Source organism: Bartonella sp. CL100XZDX (assembly GCF_042195375.1).
In the GTDB taxonomy this organism is placed as follows: domain Bacteria; phylum Pseudomonadota; class Alphaproteobacteria; order Rhizobiales; family Rhizobiaceae; genus Bartonella.
In genome coordinates, this window is record NZ_JBHIOH010000035.1 from 80,426 (window position 1) to 105,295 (window position 24,870).

Genomic DNA, 24,870 nt, shown 5'->3' on the forward strand with positions numbered 1-24,870 from the left:
TTGAGAGTGGGACATTGTGAAGAGTTTGCGTAAAATAATTGACATCATTTTCATTGTAGTCGTTAGTTCTTTTGTCCATCTTACATCAGCACAAGCAATTGAGCCAGTTAAAATTTCTTCTCAAGATGCTGCTCTTAATCTCTCAAAAGCAATTGAAATTCACCATACAAACAACTCTATTTTTCAAACAAGTACAGCGCCAGGACCAGATGGTATTGTATGGCGTATTGAAGTGCAGGCAAAAAATGAAAAATTTTCCGGAAATTGGGCAGTTTTTTCTCTTGCAAATCCAACAGATGAACAAGTTGATCGTCTCATTGTTGCCCCCCATTACCGCATGGCACGTTCTGGATTTTTTTGGCCAGACCTTGGATCAGAAAGGATTCAATCCATAACGCCAAGCGAAGGTTTTTCCCTCGATCGTCAACTTAGTGCAAACTCTGATATCTTTCGTATTACTCTTAACCCTGGTGCTGTTGTTACATTTGTGGCCGAACTTAACTCTGCAAATCTACCGCAAATCTATTTATGGCAACCTGAAGCTTATAAAGATGCAATTAATTCTTATACGCTTTATCATGGTATTCTTCTCGGGATATCAGGTCTCTTAGCGCTTTTGTTAACTGTTCTCTTCGTCGTCCGTGGAACAGGGCTGTTTCCTGCAACAGCTGCTGTTGCTTGGGCAGTGCTTTTTTATATTGGTATTGACTTCAACTTTTTAAATAAATTCTTTGCAGTTACACTCACAACACAACCAATCTGGCGTGCTGGTACAGAAGTAGCTCTTACTGCTACACTCTTCATTTTTCTTTTTACCTATCTCAGCCTTAACCGCTGGCATTATCATTTTAGTTACGGTGCTATCGCTTGGACCATTGCCTTTTGCAGTCTAGGAGCCTTTGCTATTTATGATCCCATCAGAGCAGCTGGAATTGCGCGTTTGTCTTTTGGCCTTACCGCTGTGCTTGGTATAATATTAATCATCTATTTCTCAATCAGAAGCTATGACCGCGCTATTATGCTTATTCCAACATGGTTGCTCATTAGCTTTTGGTGTGTTGGAGCCTATGCTTGCATAGCTGGACATTTAAACAATGATATTATCCAGCCAGCATTAGCGGGGGGATTAGTGCTCATTGTTCTCCTCATAAGCTTTACTGTCCTGCAACAAACTTTTTCTAATGACGCTTTCCATGAAGGAATATTTTCCGACCTTGAACAACAAGTACTCGCAGCAAAGGGAGCTGGAAATATTATTTGGGATTGGAATATTGAGCGTGACCGTATTGTTGTACATCCAAACATGGCAACCCTTTTTGGTACTGAAATTCATAACCTCAATGGACCTATGCGCAACTGGATTTCAGCCTTGCACCATGATGATCGTGAACGCTTTCAAGCTGTATTGGATATCATTCTTAAAAATAAAAAAGGGCGCATTGATCAAATTTTTCGTCTTTCTTCCGGTGGTGGTTATTATCATTGGTTTTCTCTTCGTGCACGTCCGGCTATGCAAAAAGATGGAAAAATCACACGTGTCATTGGAACCATTGTCAATATTACTAACCATAAAAAATCCGAAGAACGCTTATTGCATGATGCAATCCACGACAGCTTAACCGGACTTCCTAACCAACAAATTTTCTTTGATAGACTACAAAATTATACCTCTTTAGCGAAAGCAAATATCAAAATTAGACCGACTGTCTTTATGATTGATTTTGACAATTTTCGCCAAATTAATCGCAAATTAGGCATAGCAGTTGGGGATACTGTACTGCTTATAATCGCACGTCGTTTAAATCGTCTCATTAACTTTCAAGACACCTTATCGCGTCTTTCAGCAGACCGCTTTGCAATTATTTTACTTAGTGAAACCGAACCACAAAAAATTGCAGCATTTGCAGATCATTTGCACAAAACAATTTCAGCACCTATTTCACTTTCAGAAAACAAAATAATCCTTTCAACCTCTATCGGATTGGTTACATGGAGTGAAAGCCGATCGACGGCTAAAGATATTTTTAATGATAGTGAATTAGCGATGATTCGCGCAAAACAAATGGGTGGAAACCATATTGAACCTTTTCGTCCTAATTTTCGCACTTTTGGTCTCGAACATAATACTCTGGAGAAAGATATTCATTATGCCATAAAACGTAATGAGATGAAAATCCTCTACCATCCTATTCTTAATTTATCAGACGGACATATTATTGGTTTTGAAACAATTGTAGAATGGCATCATCCCACTTATGGAAATTTAAATGTCTCTGATTTCATAAAAATCGTAGAAAATGAACAAATTGTTATGGATTTGTCACAATTTATCATCGATAATGCCATTATTGATCTTATAAATGTACAAGAAAAGTTTTCCCAACAATCTTTCTTTATTTCAATTAATTTACCAAGCGCAGAAATGATTCATCCTCGTTTTATCAGTCAATTGCGTGCCGCTTTGCTTCGCCATCCGCTCCACAAAGGGCGTCTGATGATTGAAATATCTGAATTTGTCTTAAGAAATAATCCTGAACAATCAGCGCACTTTCTTGAACAAATTAAAACACTTGGAATGAATCTCGCACTCGATAATTTTGGAACAGGTTATTCGTCTCTGACCTATCTCGTACGTTATCCATTTGATATGGTTAAACTTGATCGTTCACTTATCTCAATCGACTCTCTTAAGAAGAAAATTGTTCTAAAGTCTATCATTAATATGGCAACAGATCTTAATTTGCAAATTATCGCAGAAGGTGTTGAAAATGAAAAAGAAGCAATCTTTCTTCGTCAAGAAGGCTGTAAATATGTTCAAAGTACACTTGTGACGAAACCGATTGCCATAGAAGAATTAATTACACTCGTTCAGAGCCATTTCCCTTATAAAATAAAAACATAATGGATAAAATAACGTGTAAAGTTAAAAAGCTTAGAAAAAACTCTACGCGTGTCCCATTTCAGAAGCAAGATAAGTTGGATCGATACCCATGCGTGTTAAACTTTTATCATATTTGCAGCTTAAATCGCTTTCAAAAAGAAAACTAGGTGATGTAGAACTGATTAGCCAACCATTTGTAGAAATTTCTGCCTCAAGTTGCCCCGCTTTCCATCCAGCATAGCCTAATGCGACCAGTGCATGTTGCGGACCTTGTTCGCAACTGATCGCTTTTAATATATCAATTGTCGCAGTAAAACAGATCTTATCTGCAATAAAAACAGTTTCTTCACAAGCATAATCATCTGAATGAAGGACAAAACCACGCAAAGGATCAACAGGACCACCATAGCGAACTGGAAACTGTTTTATTGGTTCAGAAAGACTTTTTTTTTGGCCACTGTCTATGACTCCCAAATGAAGCAAAAGCTCTGGAAAATCAATATGATGCAATTGATTAAGAATGATGCCCATCGCACCGGCATCAGAATGCGCACAAATATAAATAACAGAATGAATAAAGCGTTTGTCATTCATCCCAGGCATTGCTATGAGTAATTGTCCACCTAAAAAGCCATTACACCGCTTCATTAATCTGTTATTCTCCATAATTTACATGATAAAAGTTTGTTCATTTAGCACACTAGGAAAATAAAACTCCAATGAAAAAAAGTCGTATATTTACAAATTTACAAAATATCGCAACTTTCTTTTATAAAAAGCTTTTAGTTACTTTAAGCTTAACATTCATAGTTTTAGAATTACTTAACATTCCTGTAAATGCCCAAACAGAACAAAAACTCCAGCTTTTCGCAACATCTTGGTATGAATCAGATGGTGGTCGTATCCGATTAGCGATCACTGAACCTTCTCTTTCTGGAATAAGAGAAGGCATTATTGAAATTGAGCTTAAACCAGGATGGAAAACTTACTGGCGTAATCCAGGTAATTCTGGCATGGCACCATTTTTTAATTTCAACCAACAGATTTCTTATGAAATCTTCTATCCTACTCCACAGCTTTTTGAAACAGAAAATGATTGGTCATTAGGTTATAAAGATAAAGTAATATTGCCCTTCAATCTTTCTGGTTCAAGCAAAAATTTAAGTGGTGCTTTCACTCTTGGATTATGTAATAAAATCTGTCTTCCATTTACTATTAACTTTGATTTTTCGCCATCTGCTCTTAAAAATAAACATCTTCCTGCTTCCTTCTTAAAAAAGGCGCAAGATTCTTTGCCCCGCATGATGCAGAATGCACTAAAAATAAGTGCCGAAAAAAATAACAGTACCCTTCTTATAAAAATACAAAATAACAACAAAACTACACCTTCCTCTCTCTTTTTAGATGGAGGAGAAATGCAAATTGGAGCAGCAAGAAAAGTCAGTGATAACGCAGAATATACACTCTTCAGTGCTCCACTCTATTTCGCACCAGAAGAAATAAACCAAAAAATTTTTTATACAGTTTCTTTTAAAGATCACGCCTTAAGTGGAACATTCATATTCCATACGCAGCCAACCCCGCTTGCGACTCCGTGATAAAAGAAAAAGCTCCCAAACAGCAATTATGCTGGAAAACGTCCATTTTCACGATATTGAGTAATTGCTTTGCGAGCAAGGGCATCTGCGCGTTCATTTTCTGGATGTCCCGCATGCCCTTTTACCCAGTGCCATCTGACTGTATGACAAGAACTAGCATCCTCAAGAGCTTGCCATAGCTCCATATTTTTAACAGGACTTTTTGATGCGGTGCGCCAATTATTCTTTTTCCAATCTTCAATCCACTTAGATATACCGTTACGCACATAAACTGAGTCTGTATAAAGATCGACCAAACAGGGCTCTTTAAGCGCCTTTAATGCACAAATTGCCGCCATGAGTTCCATTTGATTGTTTGTCGTATGGACCTTACCGCCATAAAGCTCCCGTTCATGACCATTCCAGCGTAAAATTGCCCCCCATCCTCCAATTCCAGGGTTCCTTGAGCAAGCACCATCTGTATAAATTTCAACGACTTTTTGTTGAGTTGCCATAAAATTTAAAAACCTAATTCACTTAGCGAATTTACATTACTGAAAAAACAAAGCTTGTGCCAATACTCCCATGGATCTTTCTTAATAACAAAGCTATTAGGCGGTGTATTAAACCAATCATATAGACGTGTGAGTAAGAAACGTAGAGATGCACCACGAGCTAATAAAACCATCTTGTCCAATTCTAAAGGGATCAATGGTCTTATTTTTTGATAACTTTCCAATAACTTACGTGCTTTGGTAAGATTATAGGAATGATCAGGCTCAAAGCACCAAGCATTTAAACAGATCGCTAAATCATAAGCAAAAAAGTCATTACAAGCAAAATAGAAATCTATCATCCCAGAAAGACGATGATTCACAAAAAAGACGTTATCATTAAATAGATCTGCATGAATAATGCCTATTGGTAAATTGAACGGCCAATTTTTCTGTAAAAAAGCCAATTCCAACTCAATTTTTTGTCCAAATTCTTTTAACAATGCATCTTCTTTGGTTTGACAACGTTGCCACAAGACCTTCCAATCCATAACAGAAAGGGTATTTTTACGACTAAGTGTAAAATCCTGTCCTGCTAAATGTAATTGTGCGAGCCCCATCCCCACTTCGCCACAATGATCTATATTGGGCTGGCGGATCCACTCTCCTTCCAGAAAAGTAATAATAGCGGCAGGACGTCCTGCTAGTTCACAGATCATCATTCCATCATTTTGAATAACAGGTTGAGGACAAGGAATTCCACGCTGTCCTAAATGCTGCATCAAGCGACAAAAAAAAGGTAAATCATCTTTTGAAATACGCTTTTCATAAAGTGTTAAAATAAATCGCCCTTGTGTTGTCTCTAACATAAAATTAGAATTTTCAATCCCCTCCTCTATACCTTGATAAGACAAAAGTGATCCTATTGCATAACGTGTTAAAAACACTTTTAAATCATTTGGGTGAATATCTGTATAAACGGCCATTATTCTGCTTTCGTTGTAGATATGTTTGTATTCTGATTTTCATTTTTTGCATTATTTGCTTGACCATTGACGAAAGCCATATCTTGAGACGTTAAAATGACGTCACGTAATTCGCGACTCACTAAAAATTTTTCCGTTTCTACCGCTGTTTCAGCTAATTCTATTGTGACATCATAACGCTCACGAAATGCTGAAATAATTTCATCAATAATAATTTCAGGAGCCGAAGCCCCTGCTGAAAGACTGACAATAGAAAGAGATTTTAGGTTTTCAAAATTAATTTCATCAGCGCGCTGAACTAAAATAGCTTGCCGCGCACCAGACTTTTCGGCAACCTCTACTAAACGTCGTGAATTAGAAGAATTTGGTGCTCCAACAATCAAAAACAAATCACTCCCCTTTGCCGCTGCTTTAACCGCATCTTGTCGATTCGTTGTAGCATAGCAAATTGACTCAGCCGCTGGGGCTGCTAATGTAGGAAAACGTTGTTGTAATATATCGAGAATTCCTGCCGTATCTTCAACAGAAAGCGTTGTTTGTGTAACAAATCCTAATTTATCTGGATCATTGGGTTGATAATGCAAAGCATCTTCTATTGTTTCAATAAGCGTCACAGCCCCTTCTTCAAGCTGCCCCATTGTCCCTATCACCTCAGGATGACCAGCATGACCAATCAATATAATATGACGCCCATGACGTTGATGTCGTATCGCTTGTTTATGAACTTTTGAAACCAACGGACATGTTGCATCGAGATAAAACAAATTATAGCATCGCGCTTCTTCTGAAACAGATTTTGGTACACCATGAGCAGAAAAAACAACCGGTTGATTTCGATGTTTTTTTGGAATCTCATCAAGTTCTTCGACAAAAATAGCACCCCGTTGCTGTAATCCCTCAACCACGTAGCGGTTGTGTACAATTTCATGACGAACATATACTGGAGCACCATATTTTTTTAATGCAAGCAAAACAATCTGGATAGCACGATCAACCCCCGCACAAAATCCACGTGGACCACAAAGACGTATCGTTAAAGGGGGAAGTCCAGACATAAATCATCCTTAATCTCTATAGTGTTAGCTATATATTCAAACAACCTATTATTATACATGAATAAGCAATGTAAAAAAACGCGCAATATCATCTTTTGCATAAGAACACACTCTATCGTGTTTTCTTACGACATTTTCTTGCAGCAAAGCTCTTTTAAAATTTGTTCTTTCATTTTACGCAACTAAAGAGCGATAAAATACCAAACAAGAGATTCAATCAAAAGAACTCCAAAGATAGCTGCCAAATAAAGTAATGAAAAGAAAAATAGTTTTTTTGCCATCAAAATAGTTTCATTATGTGTATCAGCTTTCCACAAACGATAGGCAAAACAAACAAAGACAATGCTTAAAATTGTAGAAAAAATACCATAAAAAACTCCACCAAGACCAGTAAAGGAAGGAGCAGCAGCGCACAATGCCGTCAAGATAGTATAAAATAAAATCTGTTTTTTTGTTGAATATTCACCTCGTACATTAGGCATCATAGGAATACCTGCAGCCTCATAATCAAGGGATGAAAATAAAGAAAGAGCCCAAAAATGAGGGGGGGTCCACATAAAAATGATTAAAAATAATAAAAAGCTATCAATACTCACTGTCCCTGTTGTCACAGACCATCCAATCATTGGTGGAAAAGCCCCAGAAGCACCCCCAATAACAATATTTTGCGGTGTAATACGCTTTAACCAAATTGTATAGATAACGACATAAAAGAAAATCGTAAACGCAAGAAAAAATGCTGCAAACCAATTAATGATGCTCCCCATAACCAATACCGAAAGCATAGAAAGAGCCATGCCAAAAATAAATGCTTTTCGGGAACTGATTTTACCCATAGGAATAGGACGCTTTTTGGTCCGTTCCATCACGGCATCGATGTCAGCATCATACCACATATTCAGTGCTCCCGCACCGCCACCACCGATAGCAATACATAAAATCGCTAAAAAACCATACAACGGATTGATAGGAACAGGCGACACAAGCAAACCAACTAGAGCCGTAAAGACCACAAGAGACATAACACGTGGCTTTAATAGTGTGATATAATCACCAATACCGGATTTTGGTGGCGTTGATTTACCATTCACAACCGATAACTCTCCTGAAACTGACATTCCGCTCAAAGCCCTTTTCCATTTCTGTCATTCACAAACCAATATTATCTGACAAATATTATCTAGCGTATGGAAATGACCAATTAAAACCAATCGTATTTTTGAGAAAATATGAAATACCTCTTTCGCACGTATCCCCTACAAATAGATGGAAATATTAACAACGAAAATACATTTTTTTAATCAACATTCTCTCCTACATTGCAAATGTATCATAAAAATATACCACATGAATTAATATATTTGGGTAAATACTGTTTTTGTGTTATAGTTTTTTATGGGGAATTCATTTTTTTATGTGAATCTATGCATGGTTGTGGGTGTTGAGTCGGATAGGATTTTCTGTGGTACTTTATAAATTACTCAAAAAAACTTTTTTCATTGGTACTGTTTTTTACACATTTTATAATAGTTTTATCAGTCATGCATTTGCACAAACACCCTATGCGCAAAATGTCCCTGCTCCACAAACCTATGGTGCATGGACAAAAGTTTGTGCTCTACCACCAGGTACACCTAACATGCAGTGTGAAGTTGTACAAAACGTTCATACACAAGGGCGTCATGATATTACCTTGCGCGTTACTTTTTATAAACTTCCTCAAAAGCAAGGTGCTTTGATGCGTGTTTTTGTTCCGATTCGCGTTGAATTACGTCCTGGCGTTGGTATTAAAATTGACGATAAAAATATGGGCAGAATGGAATATCGTCGTTGTCTTGGTGATAATTGTGTTGCTGAAGCCTTTCTTAAAGAAGACATATTGCAGCTCTTTTTAAAAGGAAAAATGGCAACCTATTTTATCTTTACAACTCCTGAACAAGGGATTGGAGGTTTTGTTGACCTTCATGGTCTTGGAGACGCCTATGCAACCTTACCGACATGAATGAAATCGATACGCTTTAGACGATAAAAATCTCATCGTATATTTTGAAAGTTCCTTAAAGATTAATAAAAATCTTCTAAGCCCCCATAAAAATAGGATAATTCTTATGAAATCGCTGATTGATCATTTTGATATTGCTTCCTCTAAAGTACAATCACTTGTACAGGAAACGCTTCACCATGCTGATGATGGTGAGCTTTACCTTGAGTATACAGAAAGCGAAGCTCTTTTATTTGATAATGGACAGCTTAAAAACGGCTCATTTCATCAAGATATGGGATTTGGGCTACGTGTTGTTGCTGGAGAGGCTACTGGATATGCTCACTCTAGTGAATTATCAGCTGCTGCACTCAAACGTGCCAGTGAAGCAGCTAAAGCTGTTACCTATAATAATCATGCTGGGACTTATAGCATAGCACCTCAACAAACAAACAAAAGACTTTATAAACCGCATAATCCCCTTGATGCTCCATCATTTGAAGAAAAAAGTGCTCTTTTGCAAAAAATTGATGCCTATTTACGTGCTAAAAATGATAAATTGCATCAAGTGACTGCTTCTCTTTCCGGCTCGCTACAACATGTTGAAATTTTACGTGCCGATGGTTATTTGGTTCGTGATATTCGTCCCCTTGTGCGACTTTCCATATCTGTGGTCGCAGCTGAAGGCAATCGACGTGAAAATGGTTTTTATGGATGTGGAGGGCGACAAGCGTTTGACCAATTTATTCATGAAGACAATTGGAAAAAAGCTGCGGATGAAGCCTTACGTATGGCTTTAACAAATTTAGAAGCAGAAGCAGCACCTGCAGGATCTTTTGATGTTGTCTTAGCTAATGGATGGCCTGGCGTTATGCTCCATGAAGCCGTAGGTCATGGTTTAGAAGGTGACTTTAACCGTAAAAAAACATCCGCTTTTGCTGGACTTTTAGGACAACAAGTTGCGGAAAAAGGTGTTACAGTTGTTGATGATGGAACAATTCCACAATGCCGTGGCTCTCTCACTGTCGATGATGAGGGGACCCCTTCAGGATATAACGTTCTCATTGAAGATGGAAAGCTTGTTGGTTTTATGCAAGACAGGCTTAATGCACGGCTTATGGGAGGTAAATCAACTGGAAATGGACGGCGTGAATCTTATGCTTATGCACCAATGCCACGAATGACCAATACAATCATGCTAGGAGGAGATAAAACACCTGAAGAAATCCTTTCTTCACTTAAACATGGTATCTATGCTGTTTCATTTGGTGGAGGACAAGTTGATATTACTTCTGGAAAATTCGTCTTTGAATGTACTGAAGCATACCGAGTAGAAAATGGCAAAATTGGTGCACCAATCAAAGGCGCAACTCTTATTGGAAATGGTCCGGATGCTATGAAACGTATTACAATGATTGGTAATGATAGTAAACTTGATAATGGTATCGGTATCTGTGGAAAAGCTGGCCAAAATGTCCCTGTAGGTGTTGGTCAACCTCATCTTCGAATCAATAATATGACAATCGGTGGAACCGCGCTTATAAAGGAATAAGCTTGCTCATTCCTTCCCAACATTGCCTCCTTCTCGTCTATTACGACCATTTTGTGAGGGAGCAATTCATTGATTTATAAAGATAATTTATCGTTGTTTATATTGAATTAGAACCTTGAATACCGTAAAATTCTCTCATTTTAAATCTGTGTCTGTTGAATCAATCAAAATCATTCGTTTGTACGTTATAGGTGGGGGGAGTCATATGAATAAAAACTGTACAAGAAAGAACCAAAGATTCCTCTTATAGACCGTCTCAAGTACCAAGAGTTGTAACCACATTAGAAAATGGCAAATATAACGACGGCACAGGCTTATTCAGACACATCTTCTTCGTAATACATTAGTCTTTTGTGTGGGGTAAGTTGTCTTTTATATTTCATAATAAAAAAGTTTAAAAGAAAAAAACACTTTCTACATTCAGTGTTCTTAATTCAACGAGAAAAAGGTTATTATTATAGATAAATTTTGGAAAGATTTTATAGTAATACTCAGGTAAACTTTTAAAAAAATCTTCATAGCATTAAAAAAATTTTAGGCTAAAGCTTCCAACCTTTCTTTTTTTTCTTTTTGCTCAAAACAGCAATAATTTCGACATGTGGTGACCATAAAAATTGATCAATCGGTATGATTTTTTCTACTGTATACCCGCCTGCAACAAGGAGAGATAAATCACGAGCAAATGTAGTAGGATTACAGGAAATTGCTACAACACGAGATACTGTTGTCTTCGCTAATTCACGTACTTGTTGCTCTGCACCAGCGCGTGGAGGGTCAAAAACTACACACTCAAAACACTCAAGTTCCTTTACAGAAAGGGGATGTCGGAAAAGATCACGTTTTTCACAAGTGACCGTTTTTAAACCAGTCGCAAAACGTGCTGCTGTATTTAGATTTCTTAATGCATCTTCATTATTTTCTACTGCATGAACATTCATCTTTTTTGCCATACGCAAGGTAAATGTTCCTACCCCTGAAAACAAATCAACAGCATTCTTTGCTTTTTTTAAATGAGTCAAAATAATATTGCCCATTATATTTTCCGCTTCACAAGTTGCTTGCAGAAAACCACCAGAAGGAAATTCAACACGGACATCTCCAAAGTAAATCTCTGGTTTTTCTCGTTCAACCAAAACTTCACCGTCAACAGATAAACGTATAATCCCATATGAAAGAGCAGCACTGATCATTTTCTGACGAAGTGATTCATGGTGTATAATGCAACCGCTTAAAGCAACATCTAAACCATTTTCAACACATGTTATCGTAACATGAAACCGTTTGGCAGAGTTCTTTAAAAAAGCACAGAGCTCTCTGATATTATGCAACTGAGAAATAAGCTCTGGACGGCTTACTGGGCATTCCTCAAGAGCTACAATCTCATGAGAGAGATAGCGGTTAAAACCAACTTTTTGCCCCTGTGGGGTCATGGAAGCTGTTAGAGTAATCCGCCGTCGGCTATAAGGTTTACATTCTATTAAAGGCGCAACAACATTATTAAGTCCATACTTTTTAAGAGCATCAACAACCAATTGTTGTTTCCATACGCGATAAGCATCCATACGCCAATGCTGAAGAGTACACCCTCCACATTCTCCAAAATGCTGACAAAGAGTATCAATGCGTTCTGATGATTTTTCTTTTAATGCTATATATGTTGCATATTTTCCATGAACAGTAATTTCAGCACACTCTCCTGGTAAAGTAAAAGGAACATAAACGAAACCGTAAGACGTCTTAGCAATACCATAACCATTTGCTCCGATATGATCGATTATGACATTGTCACTCACTCTTGTTTTTCTCCGAATAGTAAATATTCCACGTTGCCATCACCACCTGTAATAGGGGAAGAAATTAAACCTTTTGCACTCCACCCTGTTTGTGTATTTAACCAAACAAAAAGCGCCTCAGCAGTTTCTTTAGCACTTGATGGACTTAATATTCCTCCCTTACTAAAGTGTTTACGACCAACCTCAAACTGAGGCTTTACCAGTAAAACAGCTTGGGCACCCTTCTTGGCTAAAGACAAAACAGGAGGCAATGCAAGTTTGAGAGAAATAAAGCTAACATCTGAAACGATAAGATCAATTTCTCGCCCACCTAAATGTTTCTGTTGAAAATCTCTAACATTCAAGCCTTCTAATAACGTTATAGCACTGTTGCCCAATAAACGTTTGTCAAATTGATGATGCCCAACATCAACGGCAATGACATGAGCCGCCCCACGCTCTAAGAGCACTTGTGTAAAACCACCTGTTGAGGCACCAACATCAATGGCTGTCACTTTATCTGTTATAATTGGAAAAGCATCAAGTGCAGCAATCAATTTTAACGCTGCCCGAGAAACATAATTCTGCGCTGGATCACAAACGGTAATCTCTGCATCATCAAAAACGATTTGCCCAGCCTTAAAAACGACTTTGCCGTTAACTTTAACAGTTTGACGTATGACAGCATCACGTGCACGTGAACGTGTTGTAAAAAAGTTTTTTTCAACTAAGAGAATATCGAGCCTTTTTCTGGCAGCCATATCATACTCGAATTTTTTATCCTGTTCGAATCTCGCGGCCTAAAGCAGCAAAAACCGTGTTGACAATACCCATAGCATCAAGCCCAATACGTGAAAGAACTTTTTCTGGTGCACCATGATTCAAATATTCATCAGGAAGTTTTAGTGTACGAACTTTCAAACCATGCTCCAAGAGCCCTTCTTGCGCTAAAAATTGTAATATGTGCGCTCCAAAACCACCGATTGCCCCTTCTTCAATTGTCACCAATACTTCATGCTCACGTGCCAAACGGCACATCAAATCCTTATCTAAAGGTTTCGCAAACCGTGCATCTGCAACCGTTGTAGATAACCCTTCAGCCTCTAACGCATCAGCAGCTTGCAACACTTCTAACATCCGCGTTCCAAAACAAACCAAAGCGATCCTATTTCCTTCACGCAGAATACGGCCTTTTCCAATTTCTAATAACTCACCACGTTGCGGTAAATCTATACCAATACCCTCACCACGTGGATAACGAAAAGAAATTGGTCCCTGATCATAAGCTGCAGCTGTACGAACCATATGCATCAGTTCAAGCTCATCAGAAGGTGCCATAACCACAAACTCAGGAAGAGTGGACAAAAAAACAATATCAAAACTTCCAGCATGTGTTGCACCATCTGCCCCCACAAAACCTGCTCGGTCAATAGCAAAACGTACCGGTAATTTTTGAATTGATACATCATGAATAATTTGATCATAAGCACGCTGTAAAAAAGTAGAATAAATTGCAACAAAAGGCTTATACCCTTCACAAGCAAGTCCTGCCGCAAAAGTTACGGCATGTTGCTCAGCGATACCAACATCAAACATTTTTTCAGGAAATTTTTTCGCAAAAGAATCAAGACCCGTCCCTGTTGGCATCGCTGCTGTTATGCCAACAATCTTATCATCATGGCGAGCTTCTTCTATTAAAGCCTTAGAAAATACCTTGGTATAGGGTAGAATATTACTTGATGCTTTAACCTGTTTTCCTGTCGTAACATCAAAACGATTAACACCATGATATTTATCAGACGAGGCTTCTGCAGGTGGATATCCCTTTCCCTTGTGTGTGACAACATGCACCAAAACAGGACCATTAGGATATTCACGAACATTTTTAAAAACAGGCAATAAATGCCCCAAATTGTGCCCATCTATGGGTCCAACATAATAAAAGCCAAGCTCATCAAATAAAGTTCCCCCGACCAAAAGTCCACGCGCAAATTCCTCTGAACGACGTGCCTTATCCAAAAAAAACTTTGGCAATTTTTCGCTCAACATCTTTACGCGTTCACGCAAATGACGATAAGAAGGACGAGATACTAATCGTGCAAGATGTGCGCTCATAGCTCCTGTAGGTGGTGCGATAGACATATCGTTATCATTAAGAACAACAATCAAGCGTGCATCCAAAGCACCAGCATTGTTCATTGCTTCATACGCCATGCCCGCAGACATTGCACCATCACCAATGACAGCTATGATATTGCGTCTTGTCTCTGCTTTCAAAGCACTTGCCACCGCCATGCCAAGCCCCGCTGAAATAGAAGTAGACGAATGACCCGCTCCAAATGGATCATACACACTTTCTGAACGTTTTGTAAAACCTGATAATCCGCCTTCTTGACGTAATGTGCGAATTTTTTCTCTACGCCCCGTTAAAATTTTGTGTGGATAGGTTTGATGACCAACATCCCAAATAATCCTATCCTCTGGTGTATTAAAAATATAATGTAACGCAACAGTGAGCTCAACAACACCAAGCCCCGCTCCAAGATGACCACCTGTTACAGAAACCGCATCAATTGTTGCGGTACGCAACTCATCAGCCAACTGTACCAAATCAGACTCAGGTAATGCCCGCAAATCTTGCGGAAAACAAACACGGTCAAGCAATGGTGTTAAGAGCTGAGACAAAAAAAACCTTTCTATTATCCTAACTCAAGAAAACGCAACGATTAAAAATATATCTTCTCTACTCTTATTTACAGTTTTGCATCTTTTTTACTGAAAGATGCTCTTTGCATTTGAGATGAGCTATATTTTCTCATTTTTAACTTATTTTATAAAAAAGAAATCAATAAATTTAATTTTCTATAAAAAAGGTTATTATATCTTCTAGTTTCACAATAAATATCCAAAATATTTAATATTATTTAGCATCAAGTGGTTCTACTCCTTCTGGAGAACCTTCTTCTGAAAGCTGGATTTTTTCAACTTTAGCTTCAGCAACTCTTAGGAGTTTTTCACAATGCTTTTTAAGCGCTTCACCGCGTTCATAAATATCAATGGATTGTTCCAAAGGCACATCGCCACGTTCCAAATTTTCGACAATAATTTCAAGTTGCTTAAGCGCTTGCTCAAAGCTTAAGGTCGTAATATCCCCCTCTTGTATCTCTTTTTTCATATGAACCTCAAAAAATATCTGTTCTGGATATACGAATTCCAAAACCTTCCAAACCTACATAATGACGCTCTTTAGAAGCATAAACAATAACAGAGCCTATTCCTAAATATTTTAAAATTTGTGATCCTAAACCAATTTTGCGCCATTCTTCTTCGCGTTCAATCGCCTGCACATGGTTTTCTGAACTGTCTCTTGCCATGTTTTGAATACCAATAGTTGATTGTATAACAGATCCTTCACGCAAATAAATAAATACGCCACGTTTTTCTTTTTCCATCATACGCCGCATCATCACCATAATATCTGAAGTTTGACAAAAAACGTCATTTATAATGTTTTCATGATGTAAATACACAGGAATATCCTCCCCCTCACGGACATCACCAAAAACAATTGCAATATGCTGAACGGCTTCCCAAGGGAGTTGATAACTTTGAATAATAGCGGGACCTACAAATGTTTCAATAGGCATTTCTCCAACATTTTTGATCAATATTTCCTTACGTTGGCGGTAAGCAATTAAATCTGCAACCGTTATAATATGCAACCGATGTTCTTGCGCAAATTTCATAATCTGATCGCCATGTTTAACGCTTCCATCATCATTAACTAACTCACCGATAACACCAACCGGCGGCAAATTAGCTAATTTACATAAATCAACAGCCGCCTCTGTGTGACCTGAACGCATGAGCACCCCCCCTTCATGCGCAATCAAAGGAAAAACATGCCCTGGACGAACAAAATCATCCGCACTTGCATTTGAATTTGCAAGATTACGTACAGCTAATGTACGGTCATGTGCTGAGATCCCTGTTGTTATGCCGTGTTTAAAATCAACAGTAACCGTAAATTGTGTCCCATGTGCAGAGTTATTATCTGGTACCATAGGAGAAAGATTAAACCGTTTTGCTTCTTTTTTTGGCATAGGTGTGCACACAATACCTGTTGTGTGACGAAGAATAAACGCCATCTTTTCTTCTGTACAATGCGCTGCAGCAACAGTTAAATCACCCTCATTTTCACGGTCATCATCATCTGTTACCACAACAATTTCACCGTGTTCAAAAGCTTTAAGTGCAGAAACAATTTTTTTTTCATCATACGCCATTGTTCACCTTCTCAATCACCCAACTTGACCGCGATGTCTTAGATAATGGTCAGCAATAGCACAAGCAACCATCGCTTCACCAACAGGAACGGCACGGATCCCAACACATGGATCATGACGCCCCTTTGTTATAACGTTTATATCATGACCATCAACATCAATAGAGCGACGAGGTGTTAAAATTGATGAAGTAGGCTTTACAGCAAAACGTGCAACAATTGGCTGTCCACTCGATATTCCCCCTAAAATACCTCCAGCATGATTTGATAAAAAAAGCGGTTTTCCATCATTTCCCATTCGCATTTCATCGGCATTTTCTTCTCCACTCAAGTGGGCTGCCGCAAAACCATCACCAATTTCCACACCTTTTACCGCATTAATCGACATAAGTAACGAGGCAATATCTTGATCAAGCTTTGCGTAAATAGGGGCTCCTAAACCTGCCGGAACATTTTCTGCAACGATCTCAACAACCGCTCCAACAGATGTCCCCTCTTTACGGAGTTTACTGATATAATCACTAAAAATGTGAACCATCTCTGCATCAGCTGTAAAAAAAGGATTATTATCAACCTCTGACCAATCCCAACGATCACGATTAATATTATGAGGACCAATTGCTATCACTGCTCCTCGTACAATCAAACCAGGAACGATTTTACGAGCAAATGCACCAGCTGCAACACGTGCTGCCGTCTCCCGTGCCGAAGAACGTCCCCCACCTCGAAAATCACGAATGCCATATTTAATATCATAAGTATAATCCGCATGTCCTGGACGATACTGATGGGCAATCGAGCTATAATCCTTCGAACGCTGATCTGTGTTTCGAATCAACAGAGAAATTGGTGTACCTGTTGTCACCAATGTCGTCCCATCGTCTTGAACAACAACTCCTGAAAGGACCTCTACTTTATCTGATTCTCGGCGCTGCGTTGTATATTTTGATTGTCCTGGTTTGCGTTTATCAAGATAAGCTTGAACTTCTGCAAGAGTAAAAATAATTCCAGGTGGACAACCATCAATGACACAACCAAGAGCAGCACCATGACTTTCACCCCATGTTGTTACACGAAACAAATGACCAAATGTATTATGCGACATGAAAAAGATCCGTTTCTCTGTCAAATATTACAACGACAACGCATGTTGTATGCTATACACAAGGTAGCTCTTTGCGCTCAAATACTCTTAGCCACTTTAAATTTGGTCAAATTACTGCTGTCCAATAAAATCCTATAAACCAAACTTTATTCTTTAACGACAGAAATGTCTGGTGCATCAACGGCTTTCATACCTATGATATTATAACCCGAATCGACATGATGGACTTCACCAGTAACAGAACGAGACAAATCTGAAAGAAAATAAAGCGCAGAATCACCAACCTCTTCAATTGTTACCGTACGACGTAATGGAGCATTATATTCATTCCATTTTAAAATATAACGAAAATCACCAATACCAGAAGCTGCTAACGTTTTAATGGGTCCAGCAGATATAGCATTAACACGAATATTTTGAGGACCTAAATCTACCGCTAAATATTTCACGCTCGCTTCAAGAGCCGCTTTAGCAACCCCCATTACATTATAATTTGGAACAACCTTTTCTGCTCCATAATAGGTCAGTGTCAAGATTGAACCACCATCTGGCATCAATTTTTCTGCACGCTTCGTTAGAGCCGTTAGGGAATAAACGGAAATATTCATGGTCATCATAAAATTTGATTCGCTGATATCAATATAACGACCACTTAATTCATCTTTATCAGAAAAACCAATAGCATGAACTAAAAAATCGAGTTTTCCCCATTTCTTCTCTATTTCTTTAAAGACCGTATCAATAGAGACACTGTCAGAAACATCACAATGTCCACAAACAAACCCCTTTAATTCTTCAGCCAAAGGCTCAACACGCTTTTTCATTGCTTCACCCTGATAGGTAAAAGCAAGCTCTGCCCCTGCGCTACTTGCCGCTTTAGCGATTCCCCAAGCGATGGAGCGATTATTGGCCAACCCCAAAATTAAACCACGCTTACCGTACAATAAACCATTACCCTTAGCCATCAGCACTGCCCCATTGTTACTTAAAATTAATATTATTCATCTGCCTATGACACAGGTCAACTTTTTCTTCAAGCAATTGGTTTAAAATCAAACAAAAACTACGCTTTTATATATAAAAATTTTAAAATTAATCTTGTTGCATTTGCAAAAACTGTTCTAGCGCGGCATTTTCACCTTCCGGCAACATAATGCGAACATGCACATAAAGATCATCTCTTGTACCATTTTTTAAACGAAGCCCTTTCCCTTTCAACCGTAAAACGCGATCAGAACTTGACCACGCAGGAATCGTTAAAACCACACGTCCCTCCAACGTCTCAACTTCTTCTTTTGCTCCCAAAACAGCATGTTTAAGAGAAACTGGTAAATCAAGATGAAGTGCTCTTCCTTCAACCCGAAAACGAGGATGTTTTTGAATCTGAATGGTTATCAACGCATCTCCTGCTTGCCCAAGAGCTACCTCTTCTCCCTGACCTTTTAAACGAATAACCTGTCCGTCTTCAATATAATATGGAAGTTTAATTTTTAACTTTTTTCCATTTGGAAAAACAGCTTCCACCTTTTCTGCGCCAACCATCTGCTCTAGTGTTATGGCAAGATTAGCACGAACATGTGCTCCTTGTTGGGGACGGTTATAGTGTGTGGAATTCGAAAAGCTACCTCCTCCTCCAAACAGATCCCGAAAAATATCACTCGCATCAAAACCTGCACCACCTGAAGAGGAAAAATCAAATCCCTTTGCTCTTCCTGAAAAAGGATTTTGTTTATTGCTAAAATTTTCACCAGTACCATAGGCTTGATAAAGCGGTTTTCCTTCCATATCAATTTCACCGCGGTCAAATTGTGCCTTTTTATCTTTATCACCTATAATTTCATAAGCTTGATTAATTTCAGCAAATTTTTCTTTAGCCTTTGCATCATCTCTATTATGATCTGGATGATACTTCTTTGCTAATCTTCTAAATGCCGATTTAATCTCTTGCGATTTTGCGGTACGTGCCACACCCAGAATCGTGTAGGGATCACGCATATTGCCCTCTTTTCAATTTCTTCGTTTTCAAAATATCAACTGATACGTTGTTAATACCCCTTATAGCTTCATCAATCTATTCTAGAGAATAATTTCTTCTTTTCTCTTTATATGTCTATCAATAAACTAAAATACCAGATAAAATGAGATATTTATTTAATATAGCTCCTTGTAGTCTATGCTAAAGTAAAAATAATTAAACTACCATAGAAATACACGATAGCATTGGCTTTTTGAAAATAAGGAAAAATGGTACTGTGACTTCTTGATGATAAAGTAAATGAGAAAATGCCTCACCCATGCTCACTGATATTTGGAGAAACTATGAGCAAAAAAATACCAACAGATGATCATTTTATGCAAATGCAAAAACCTTTTGAACTTTTCGCAAAGTGGCTTGAAGAGGCAACGATAAGTGAAATAAATGATCCGAATGCTATGGCATTAGCAACAGTTGACGAAACAGGACTCCCTAATGTTCGTATGGTTCTCCTCAAAGACTACAGTCCCCAAGGCTTTGTCTTCTATACCAATTATGAAAGCTGTAAAGGACAAGAAATTTTAAAATCAATGAAAGCATCCTTAGTTTTTCATTGGAAATCGCTCCGTCGTCAGGTCAGAATTAGAGGAATTGTTGAAAAAGTAAGTCAACAGGAAGCCGATGCCTATTTCCAATCGCGACCACGTGGTAGTCGAATTGGTGCATGGGCATCTAAACAATCTCAACCTTTAGACAATCGTTTTGTGCTCGAAAAAGCAATTGCTCAATATACTGCGCGTTATGCTCTAGGTAATATTCCACGACCACCTTATTGGTCTGGGTTTCGTGTTAAACCCCTTTCTATAGAGTTCTGGTGTGATCGTCCATTTCGTTTACATGATCGTCTGCTTTTTACACGCGATTGTGTTGAACACAGCGATTGGAAAAGACAAAAACTTTATCCCTAATCCTTCAAATTTCATCGTTATGAAGATTTTTTCTTCCCAACAGTTAAACAAATATTTTTTATTTGAAAAATTCTAAAAGAAGATGATTTATTTTATTTAAATAGAAGAATTTCATTTCCACTGTAACAGTTGATTAGTAATATTTTCTACTGTATCGCTTAAAAATAGATTAGCAACAAGCTTATTTAAAAAAACATACTGTATTCAGTAGAAACTATGATTTTAGCTAACTTATTTTTAGACCGCAGGATAAAATATCGTCCATATACCCCCACATACTAAACCAGCAAAAATCACAAAACCAATAAGCGAATTAGATTTGAAAAGCCTGAGGCATTGTGAACTGTCATCTATATCAATGACTTTAATTTGAATAAACATATGGATGCTTGCCACAAAAATCCCCAAAAAACTAAGAACAGGGACTCCAGCTAAATAAAATGCTAGACTAATGAACATCACAAAACCACCATACAAAAATACTAAAGCACGCTTGGTTGCTTTACCAAAGAGAAGAGCCGTAGAACGGACACCAACAGTAACGTCATCTTCTTTATCTTGATGTGCGTAGATTGTGTCGTATCCTATGGTCCACAAAATTGATCCCACATAAAGCAAGATTGGTGCCCAGCTTAAACTTCCAAAGACAACAGCCCACCCCATTAATGCCCCCCAATTAAACGCAACGCCTAAAAAAAACTGCGGCCAATATGTTACGCGTTTCATAAAAGGATAAAATGCAACAGCTATCAATGACGAAATACCTAGAAAAAAACTAAACCTATTAAATTGTGATAAAACAACTAAACCAACCAAACATTGCACAAGTATAAAAACTCTTGCTTGAAACCGACTCACATGACCTGTCGGCAATGGGCGAGAACGTGTCCTTTCTACCTGAGCATCAATTTTATGGTCAATAAGATCATTCCAAGTACATCCTGCCCCTCGCATAGCAATAGATCCCAGAAAAAAAAGAAAAAGATACCAAACCCAATGAAGAAACATTGATAAAAGAGTATCGTAATGCATTTTATAAGAGAAAAAAGCCATTGTTGTTGACCAAAAACAAGGCCACATCAACAATTGCCATCCAATAGGCCGATCCCAACGCGCCAATTGCGCATAAAACCATAAAGAACAGGGAAGGAAATTGTAAACCCATTGTTTGGAAGATGCATCCATAACCCGTCCTTGGCTATCATAGGACTGAACATGCGCGATATTTTTATTTTTTTTCATCAAATGATTTACCTTTGGTCTTGCGATAGAGACATTTCATTCTTATGAGAAGGGGATGAGATTAATCATCTTTTATGAGAGGAGCAAGCAATGAATATTCTTCTTATTGGCTCAGGTGGACGAGAACACGCTTTAGCATGGAAAATAGCAGCATCACCACTGCTAACAAAGTTATACTGTGCTCCTGGAAATCCTGCAACAACAGAATTTGGTGAAAATATTAATTTAAACATTGATGACCATTCCCTTGTTATTGCTTTTTGTAAAGCACGTTCTATTGATCTTGTAATTGTAGGACCAGAAGCACCATTGGTTGCGGGTATAACAGACTCTCTTAATAGCGCTAACATCTGTGTATTTGGTCCTACTCAAAAAGCTGCTCAACTAGAAGGTTCAAAAGCTTTTACAAAAGATTTATGTCGTAAGAATAACATTCCTACAGGAAGTTACCAATGCTTTAATGATGCCTCTAAAGCTAAAGCTTACATTCAGCAACAAGATGTTCCCATTGTTATTAAAGCTGATGGCTTAGCAGCTGGCAAAGGTGTTGTGGTTGCAACAACTATGGAAGAAGCATTTAACGCAGTTGATGCCTGCTTCAAAAGTACATTTGGAGATGCAGGAAACAAAATTGTTGTAGAATCTTTTCTTGAAGGTGAAGAAGCAAGCTTCTTCTGCCTTTGTGATGGTAAAGTTGCTCTTCCTTTTGGATCTGCTCAAGATCATAAACGTGTAGGTGATGGGGATATTGGAGCAAACACCGGTGGTATGGGTGCTTATTCACCAGCGCCCATCATGACCAAAGAAATAGTGAATCGTACTCTCAAAGAAATTGTTGAACCAGCTTTAAAAAGCATGAAAGAAATGGGCGCTCCCTTTAAAGGTATTCTCTTCGTCGGATTAATGATAACGCAAAAAGGACCCGAATTAATTGAATTTAACGTACGATTCGGCGATCCTGAATGTCAAGTTTTAATGATGCGCCTCAAAGATGACATTTTGCCAATTTTTCTTGCTGCAGCTCAAGGAAAACTTGAAAACAAGCCTCTTCGGTGGTCTGAAAAAGCTGCTCTCACCGTTGTTATGGCTGCTAATGGTTATCCAGACTCTCCCCAAAAAGGTACTGTTATCCGTAACGTTGATCAAGTAAACTCTCTTCCCGATGTGAAAGTTTTTCAAGCTGGTACAGTGTTGCGTGATGGAGAACTCATTGCAAATGGTGGACGTGTTCTCAATATAACTGCAACAGGAAAAACGATTACGCATGCACAAAAACGTGCCTATGAAGCTGTTGATTGTATTGATTGGCCAGAAGGTTTTGTTCGTCGTGATATCGGATGGAGAGCCGTTGCGCGAGAAAATAAAATCCTTTGAATATTCTTTTTTACGATTTTATTATTTTATATAAGAGCATGACACACAAATTTTCTCACTGTTTTACGTTGACCATAATTTTGAAAAAATGAGTGTGCTTTCCTTTGAACAATCAAATATTATAAATAGAATATCTACTCATGATAAAATAGGAAAATTTTTTGAATCTGAAAATGTAATATAAAATGATCATTTTACTGTTACTTTAAACGTATTTTCTCATCATTTTTATAAACACTTTCTTTCTTATAAAGTCCTGAAGAAAAACATATATACTATCATTTCTTTTATCTATCGCGTTTTTAATGAAATTCCGCTTTTACAAAAAATAAAATGCCCAAAAAAGATAGTTATATTATTCACATACAAATTCTTAAACAATACCTCTCATGCTCATCACTCCCATTTTACGACACTACCTGCAAATAGTATAAATCCACTCTTCCATCTTTCTGGAATAAAAATAAAAACCGATACCATCTTTGTATTTTCCAACTCTCAATATTACGATAACCCTTTCTATCTAAATGATTTTGATTATAAGAGAGAGAGAGATGAAATAAGAATATTCTGCAATATTCAAAGCTCTCATTCAACATGGAGAAATTATTTATAAAAAAATTCAAAAACACTTCCAGCAATCTGCTGGTGTTTTTATGATGTGGCAAAAACCCAAAATTATACCGCCAAAAAAAACAGTTTCTATTGTTATGAAAACCGTTTTTACCTCTCCGAAAAAAGCGTTTTACATAATCGATTCCTGCTGCCAATGTATGCTGTCAAAAAACTCTCATTTACAATCATTGACTTCCTCTTTTTGTTTTCAAGAACCAAAAGTCACACCAAATCCCGTCTGTAAAGGTCTGGATTCTCATTGAGCGGGTTCCTCTTGCTTCCCACTCCTATGCTGCACTTACACAAATACCTACAAGCAAACTTAAGAATATTTGCCATATCTCCTAAAACACTTCATGTGTGAAGTTTACATGCCTTATATTACCGCTCCAAACAACGATGTTTTACAGCACAACAAGATAAATGCTGACGGTAGTACAAAAATAAATGCATGTTAATATTACTGGAGTGCAATTCGATTCGCAATCACCAAACGCAAGCCTAACGGATTGCTATAACGAAGTAAAAAACGCTTTTGTTTAGAATGTGCTGTTGTACCAAAAAATCGATGTAAATCAGAACGATCTTTTACAACCAGAATGCGATTATCTTCATTGATCATAAGCATGGGAAGGCCATAAGTATCCGCCCATAACCGCCAATCCAGAAGAACATTATTCAAATCTCTGGAAACCAAAAGCGGTATACAAGCTTCCTCATCGGCATGAAGTAATTCTAATGCAACAGCTCTTTCTCCTGAATGCGTTTTTACGGTACGTGCTGCAATTCCTTGGAAATGATAAGGGGGTATTAAATGCGATAAACTTGAAGGCATATCCGTTTTAAAAGAAACACCACGCTCATTTAACGAACAAATAACCTGATTACCCGTTTTGGATGAAAAATATGTCGTCGTTTGTGGCAAATGGCACGGATCTAACCGAAATTCAAGCACCGCTTTTGCCTGATTAAAGCATTGATTAGCCATATACATTATCCCAATTTATC

The 24,870-nt window shown here is 37.9% G+C and carries 21 protein-coding genes; 6 read left to right on the top strand and 15 right to left on the bottom strand.

Annotation, left to right across the window (positions count from 1 at the left end; translation table 11 throughout):
* Positions 1–16 precede the first annotated feature (16 nt).
* On the top strand, positions 17–2,902 hold the full coding sequence (locus ACFILU_RS03550) for an EAL domain-containing protein (RefSeq protein WP_375674770.1): 2,886 nt from the start codon (positions 17–19) through the stop codon (positions 2,900–2,902).
* Between the two features lie 42 nt (positions 2,903–2,944).
* On the opposite strand, the gene ACFILU_RS03555 is transcribed toward ACFILU_RS03550, so the two are convergent.
* On the bottom strand, positions 2,945–3,529 hold the full coding sequence (locus ACFILU_RS03555; RefSeq protein WP_375674772.1) for a YqgE/AlgH family protein: 585 nt from the start codon (positions 3,527–3,529) through the stop codon (positions 2,945–2,947).
* A gap of 71 nt (positions 3,530–3,600) precedes the next feature.
* On the opposite strand from ACFILU_RS03555, the gene ACFILU_RS03560 reads away from it, so the two are divergent.
* Entirely contained in the window at positions 3,601–4,479 is an 879-nt protein-coding gene (locus ACFILU_RS03560) for a protein-disulfide reductase DsbD domain-containing protein (RefSeq protein ID WP_375631386.1), read from the top strand.
* Between the two features lie 26 nt (positions 4,480–4,505).
* Here the strand turns inward: ACFILU_RS03560 and rnhA are convergent, their stop codons facing one another.
* The 4 genes from rnhA to cyoE form a co-directional block, all read right to left on the bottom strand.
* Positions 4,506–4,973 (bottom strand): ribonuclease HI, encoded by a 468-nt coding sequence (gene rnhA / locus ACFILU_RS03565; protein ID WP_375674773.1) that lies wholly within the window; start codon positions 4,971–4,973, stop codon positions 4,506–4,508.
* A 5-nt stretch (positions 4,974–4,978) separates the two neighbouring features.
* Positions 4,979–5,938 carry a homoserine kinase gene (locus tag ACFILU_RS03570; protein WP_273791354.1) on the bottom strand — a complete coding sequence of 320 codons (960 nt, stop codon included), beginning with the start codon at positions 5,936–5,938 and terminating at the stop codon, positions 4,979–4,981.
* Positions 5,938–6,993 carry a 4-hydroxy-3-methylbut-2-enyl diphosphate reductase gene (gene ispH, locus ACFILU_RS03575; RefSeq protein WP_375674774.1) on the bottom strand — a complete coding sequence of 352 codons (1,056 nt, stop codon included), beginning with the start codon at positions 6,991–6,993 and terminating at the stop codon, positions 5,938–5,940. Before ispH ends, ACFILU_RS03570 begins: the two co-directional genes overlap by 1 nt.
* A 182-nt stretch (positions 6,994–7,175) precedes the next feature.
* A complete protein-coding gene (cyoE, locus tag ACFILU_RS03580) occupies positions 7,176–8,111 on the bottom strand; it encodes a heme o synthase (RefSeq protein WP_375674797.1) in 936 nt (311 codons plus the stop codon).
* A 344-nt stretch (positions 8,112–8,455) separates the two neighbouring features.
* On the opposite strand from cyoE, the gene ACFILU_RS03585 reads away from it, so the two are divergent.
* Both ACFILU_RS03585 and tldD read left to right on the top strand, forming a co-directional pair.
* Positions 8,456–8,995: an invasion associated locus B family protein gene (locus ACFILU_RS03585; protein WP_375674776.1), complete on the top strand. Its 540-nt coding sequence runs from the start codon at positions 8,456–8,458 to the stop codon at positions 8,993–8,995.
* Between the two features lie 106 nt (positions 8,996–9,101).
* Positions 9,102–10,526, top strand: a complete 1,425-nt coding sequence (tldD, locus tag ACFILU_RS03590; RefSeq protein ID WP_375674778.1) for a metalloprotease TldD — start codon at positions 9,102–9,104, stop codon at positions 10,524–10,526.
* A 539-nt stretch (positions 10,527–11,065) separates the two neighbouring features.
* On the opposite strand, the gene ACFILU_RS03595 is transcribed toward tldD, so the two are convergent.
* The 8 genes from ACFILU_RS03595 to ACFILU_RS03630 all read right to left on the bottom strand — a co-directional run bounded on the left by ACFILU_RS03595 (position 11,066) and on the right by ACFILU_RS03630 (position 19,683).
* Positions 11,066–12,319: a class I SAM-dependent RNA methyltransferase gene (locus ACFILU_RS03595; protein ID WP_375674780.1), complete on the bottom strand. Its 1,254-nt coding sequence runs from the start codon at positions 12,317–12,319 to the stop codon at positions 11,066–11,068.
* Positions 12,316–13,059 (bottom strand): TlyA family RNA methyltransferase, encoded by a 744-nt coding sequence (locus ACFILU_RS03600; RefSeq protein ID WP_375674782.1) that lies wholly within the window; start codon positions 13,057–13,059, stop codon positions 12,316–12,318. The genes ACFILU_RS03595 and ACFILU_RS03600 overlap by 4 nt, the downstream gene beginning before the upstream one ends.
* A 16-nt stretch (positions 13,060–13,075) precedes the next feature.
* Complete coding sequence (dxs, locus tag ACFILU_RS03605) at positions 13,076–14,983, bottom strand: 1-deoxy-D-xylulose-5-phosphate synthase (RefSeq protein WP_375674784.1); 1,908 nt, start codon at positions 14,981–14,983, stop codon at positions 13,076–13,078.
* Positions 14,984–15,218: 235 nt separating this feature from the next.
* Positions 15,219–15,473 carry an exodeoxyribonuclease VII small subunit gene (locus ACFILU_RS03610; RefSeq protein WP_375674785.1) on the bottom strand — a complete coding sequence of 85 codons (255 nt, stop codon included), beginning with the start codon at positions 15,471–15,473 and terminating at the stop codon, positions 15,219–15,221.
* Positions 15,474–15,480: 7 nt separating this feature from the next.
* A complete protein-coding gene (gene ribB, locus ACFILU_RS03615; protein WP_375674787.1) occupies positions 15,481–16,584 on the bottom strand; it encodes a 3,4-dihydroxy-2-butanone-4-phosphate synthase in 1,104 nt (367 codons plus the stop codon).
* A 15-nt stretch (positions 16,585–16,599) separates the two neighbouring features.
* Positions 16,600–17,688, bottom strand: a complete 1,089-nt coding sequence (gene aroC / locus ACFILU_RS03620) for a chorismate synthase (RefSeq protein WP_375674789.1) — start codon at positions 17,686–17,688, stop codon at positions 16,600–16,602.
* A 146-nt stretch (positions 17,689–17,834) separates the two neighbouring features.
* On the bottom strand, positions 17,835–18,653 hold the full coding sequence (gene fabI / locus ACFILU_RS03625; RefSeq protein WP_273791344.1) for an enoyl-ACP reductase FabI: 819 nt from the start codon (positions 18,651–18,653) through the stop codon (positions 17,835–17,837).
* A gap of 127 nt (positions 18,654–18,780) precedes the next feature.
* Positions 18,781–19,683 (bottom strand): J domain-containing protein, encoded by a 903-nt coding sequence (locus ACFILU_RS03630; protein WP_273791343.1) that lies wholly within the window; start codon positions 19,681–19,683, stop codon positions 18,781–18,783.
* Between the two features lie 324 nt (positions 19,684–20,007).
* Here ACFILU_RS03630 and pdxH point away from each other — a divergent pair, with 324 nt between their 5' ends.
* On the top strand, positions 20,008–20,631 hold the full coding sequence (pdxH, locus tag ACFILU_RS03635) for a pyridoxamine 5'-phosphate oxidase (RefSeq protein WP_375674791.1): 624 nt from the start codon (positions 20,008–20,010) through the stop codon (positions 20,629–20,631).
* Between the two features lie 237 nt (positions 20,632–20,868).
* On the opposite strand, the gene ubiA is transcribed toward pdxH, so the two are convergent.
* Positions 20,869–21,873, bottom strand: a complete 1,005-nt coding sequence (gene ubiA / locus ACFILU_RS03640; protein WP_375631380.1) for a 4-hydroxybenzoate octaprenyltransferase — start codon at positions 21,871–21,873, stop codon at positions 20,869–20,871.
* A gap of 90 nt (positions 21,874–21,963) precedes the next feature.
* On the opposite strand from ubiA, the gene purD reads away from it, so the two are divergent.
* Complete coding sequence (gene purD / locus ACFILU_RS03645; protein WP_375674793.1) at positions 21,964–23,247, top strand: phosphoribosylamine--glycine ligase; 1,284 nt, start codon at positions 21,964–21,966, stop codon at positions 23,245–23,247.
* A 1,075-nt stretch (positions 23,248–24,322) separates the two neighbouring features.
* Here the strand turns inward: purD and ACFILU_RS03650 are convergent.
* Entirely contained in the window at positions 24,323–24,850 is a 528-nt protein-coding gene (locus ACFILU_RS03650; RefSeq protein ID WP_375674795.1) for a DUF6101 family protein, read from the bottom strand.
* Positions 24,851–24,870 lie beyond the last annotated feature (20 nt).

What these genes read in the sequence shown, in the direction of transcription:
- ACFILU_RS03555 (WP_375674772.1), bottom strand. Translation starts at nt 3,529, where the DNA reads ATGAAGCGGTGTAATGGCTTTTTAGGTGGACAATTACTCATAGCAATG.
- ACFILU_RS03560 (WP_375631386.1), top strand. Translation starts at nt 3,601, where the DNA reads ATGAAAAAAAGTCGTATATTTACAAATTTACAAAATATCGCAACTTTC.
- rnhA (WP_375674773.1), bottom strand. Translation starts at nt 4,973, where the DNA reads ATGGCAACTCAACAAAAAGTCGTTGAAATTTATACAGATGGTGCTTGC.
- ACFILU_RS03570 (WP_273791354.1), bottom strand. Translation starts at nt 5,938, where the DNA reads ATGGCCGTTTATACAGATATTCACCCAAATGATTTAAAAGTGTTTTTA.
- ispH (WP_375674774.1), bottom strand. Translation starts at nt 6,993, where the DNA reads ATGTCTGGACTTCCCCCTTTAACGATACGTCTTTGTGGTCCACGTGGA.
- cyoE (WP_375674797.1), bottom strand. Translation starts at nt 8,111, where the DNA reads ATGTCAGTTTCAGGAGAGTTATCGGTTGTGAATGGTAAATCAACGCCA.
- tldD (WP_375674778.1), top strand. Translation starts at nt 9,102, where the DNA reads ATGAAATCGCTGATTGATCATTTTGATATTGCTTCCTCTAAAGTACAA.
- ACFILU_RS03600 (WP_375674782.1), bottom strand. Translation starts at nt 13,059, where the DNA reads ATGGCTGCCAGAAAAAGGCTCGATATTCTCTTAGTTGAAAAAAACTTT.
- ACFILU_RS03610 (WP_375674785.1), bottom strand. Translation starts at nt 15,473, where the DNA reads ATGAAAAAAGAGATACAAGAGGGGGATATTACGACCTTAAGCTTTGAG.
- ribB (WP_375674787.1), bottom strand. Translation starts at nt 16,584, where the DNA reads ATGGCGTATGATGAAAAAAAAATTGTTTCTGCACTTAAAGCTTTTGAA.
- aroC (WP_375674789.1), bottom strand. Translation starts at nt 17,688, where the DNA reads ATGTCGCATAATACATTTGGTCATTTGTTTCGTGTAACAACATGGGGT.
- fabI (WP_273791344.1), bottom strand. Translation starts at nt 18,653, where the DNA reads ATGGCTAAGGGTAATGGTTTATTGTACGGTAAGCGTGGTTTAATTTTG.
- ACFILU_RS03630 (WP_273791343.1), bottom strand. Translation starts at nt 19,683, where the DNA reads ATGCGTGATCCCTACACGATTCTGGGTGTGGCACGTACCGCAAAATCG.
- pdxH (WP_375674791.1), top strand. Translation starts at nt 20,008, where the DNA reads ATGAGCAAAAAAATACCAACAGATGATCATTTTATGCAAATGCAAAAA.
- ubiA (WP_375631380.1), bottom strand. Translation starts at nt 21,873, where the DNA reads ATGAAAAAAAATAAAAATATCGCGCATGTTCAGTCCTATGATAGCCAA.
- purD (WP_375674793.1), top strand. Translation starts at nt 21,964, where the DNA reads ATGAATATTCTTCTTATTGGCTCAGGTGGACGAGAACACGCTTTAGCA.
- ACFILU_RS03650 (WP_375674795.1), bottom strand. Translation starts at nt 24,850, where the DNA reads ATGGCTAATCAATGCTTTAATCAGGCAAAAGCGGTGCTTGAATTTCGG.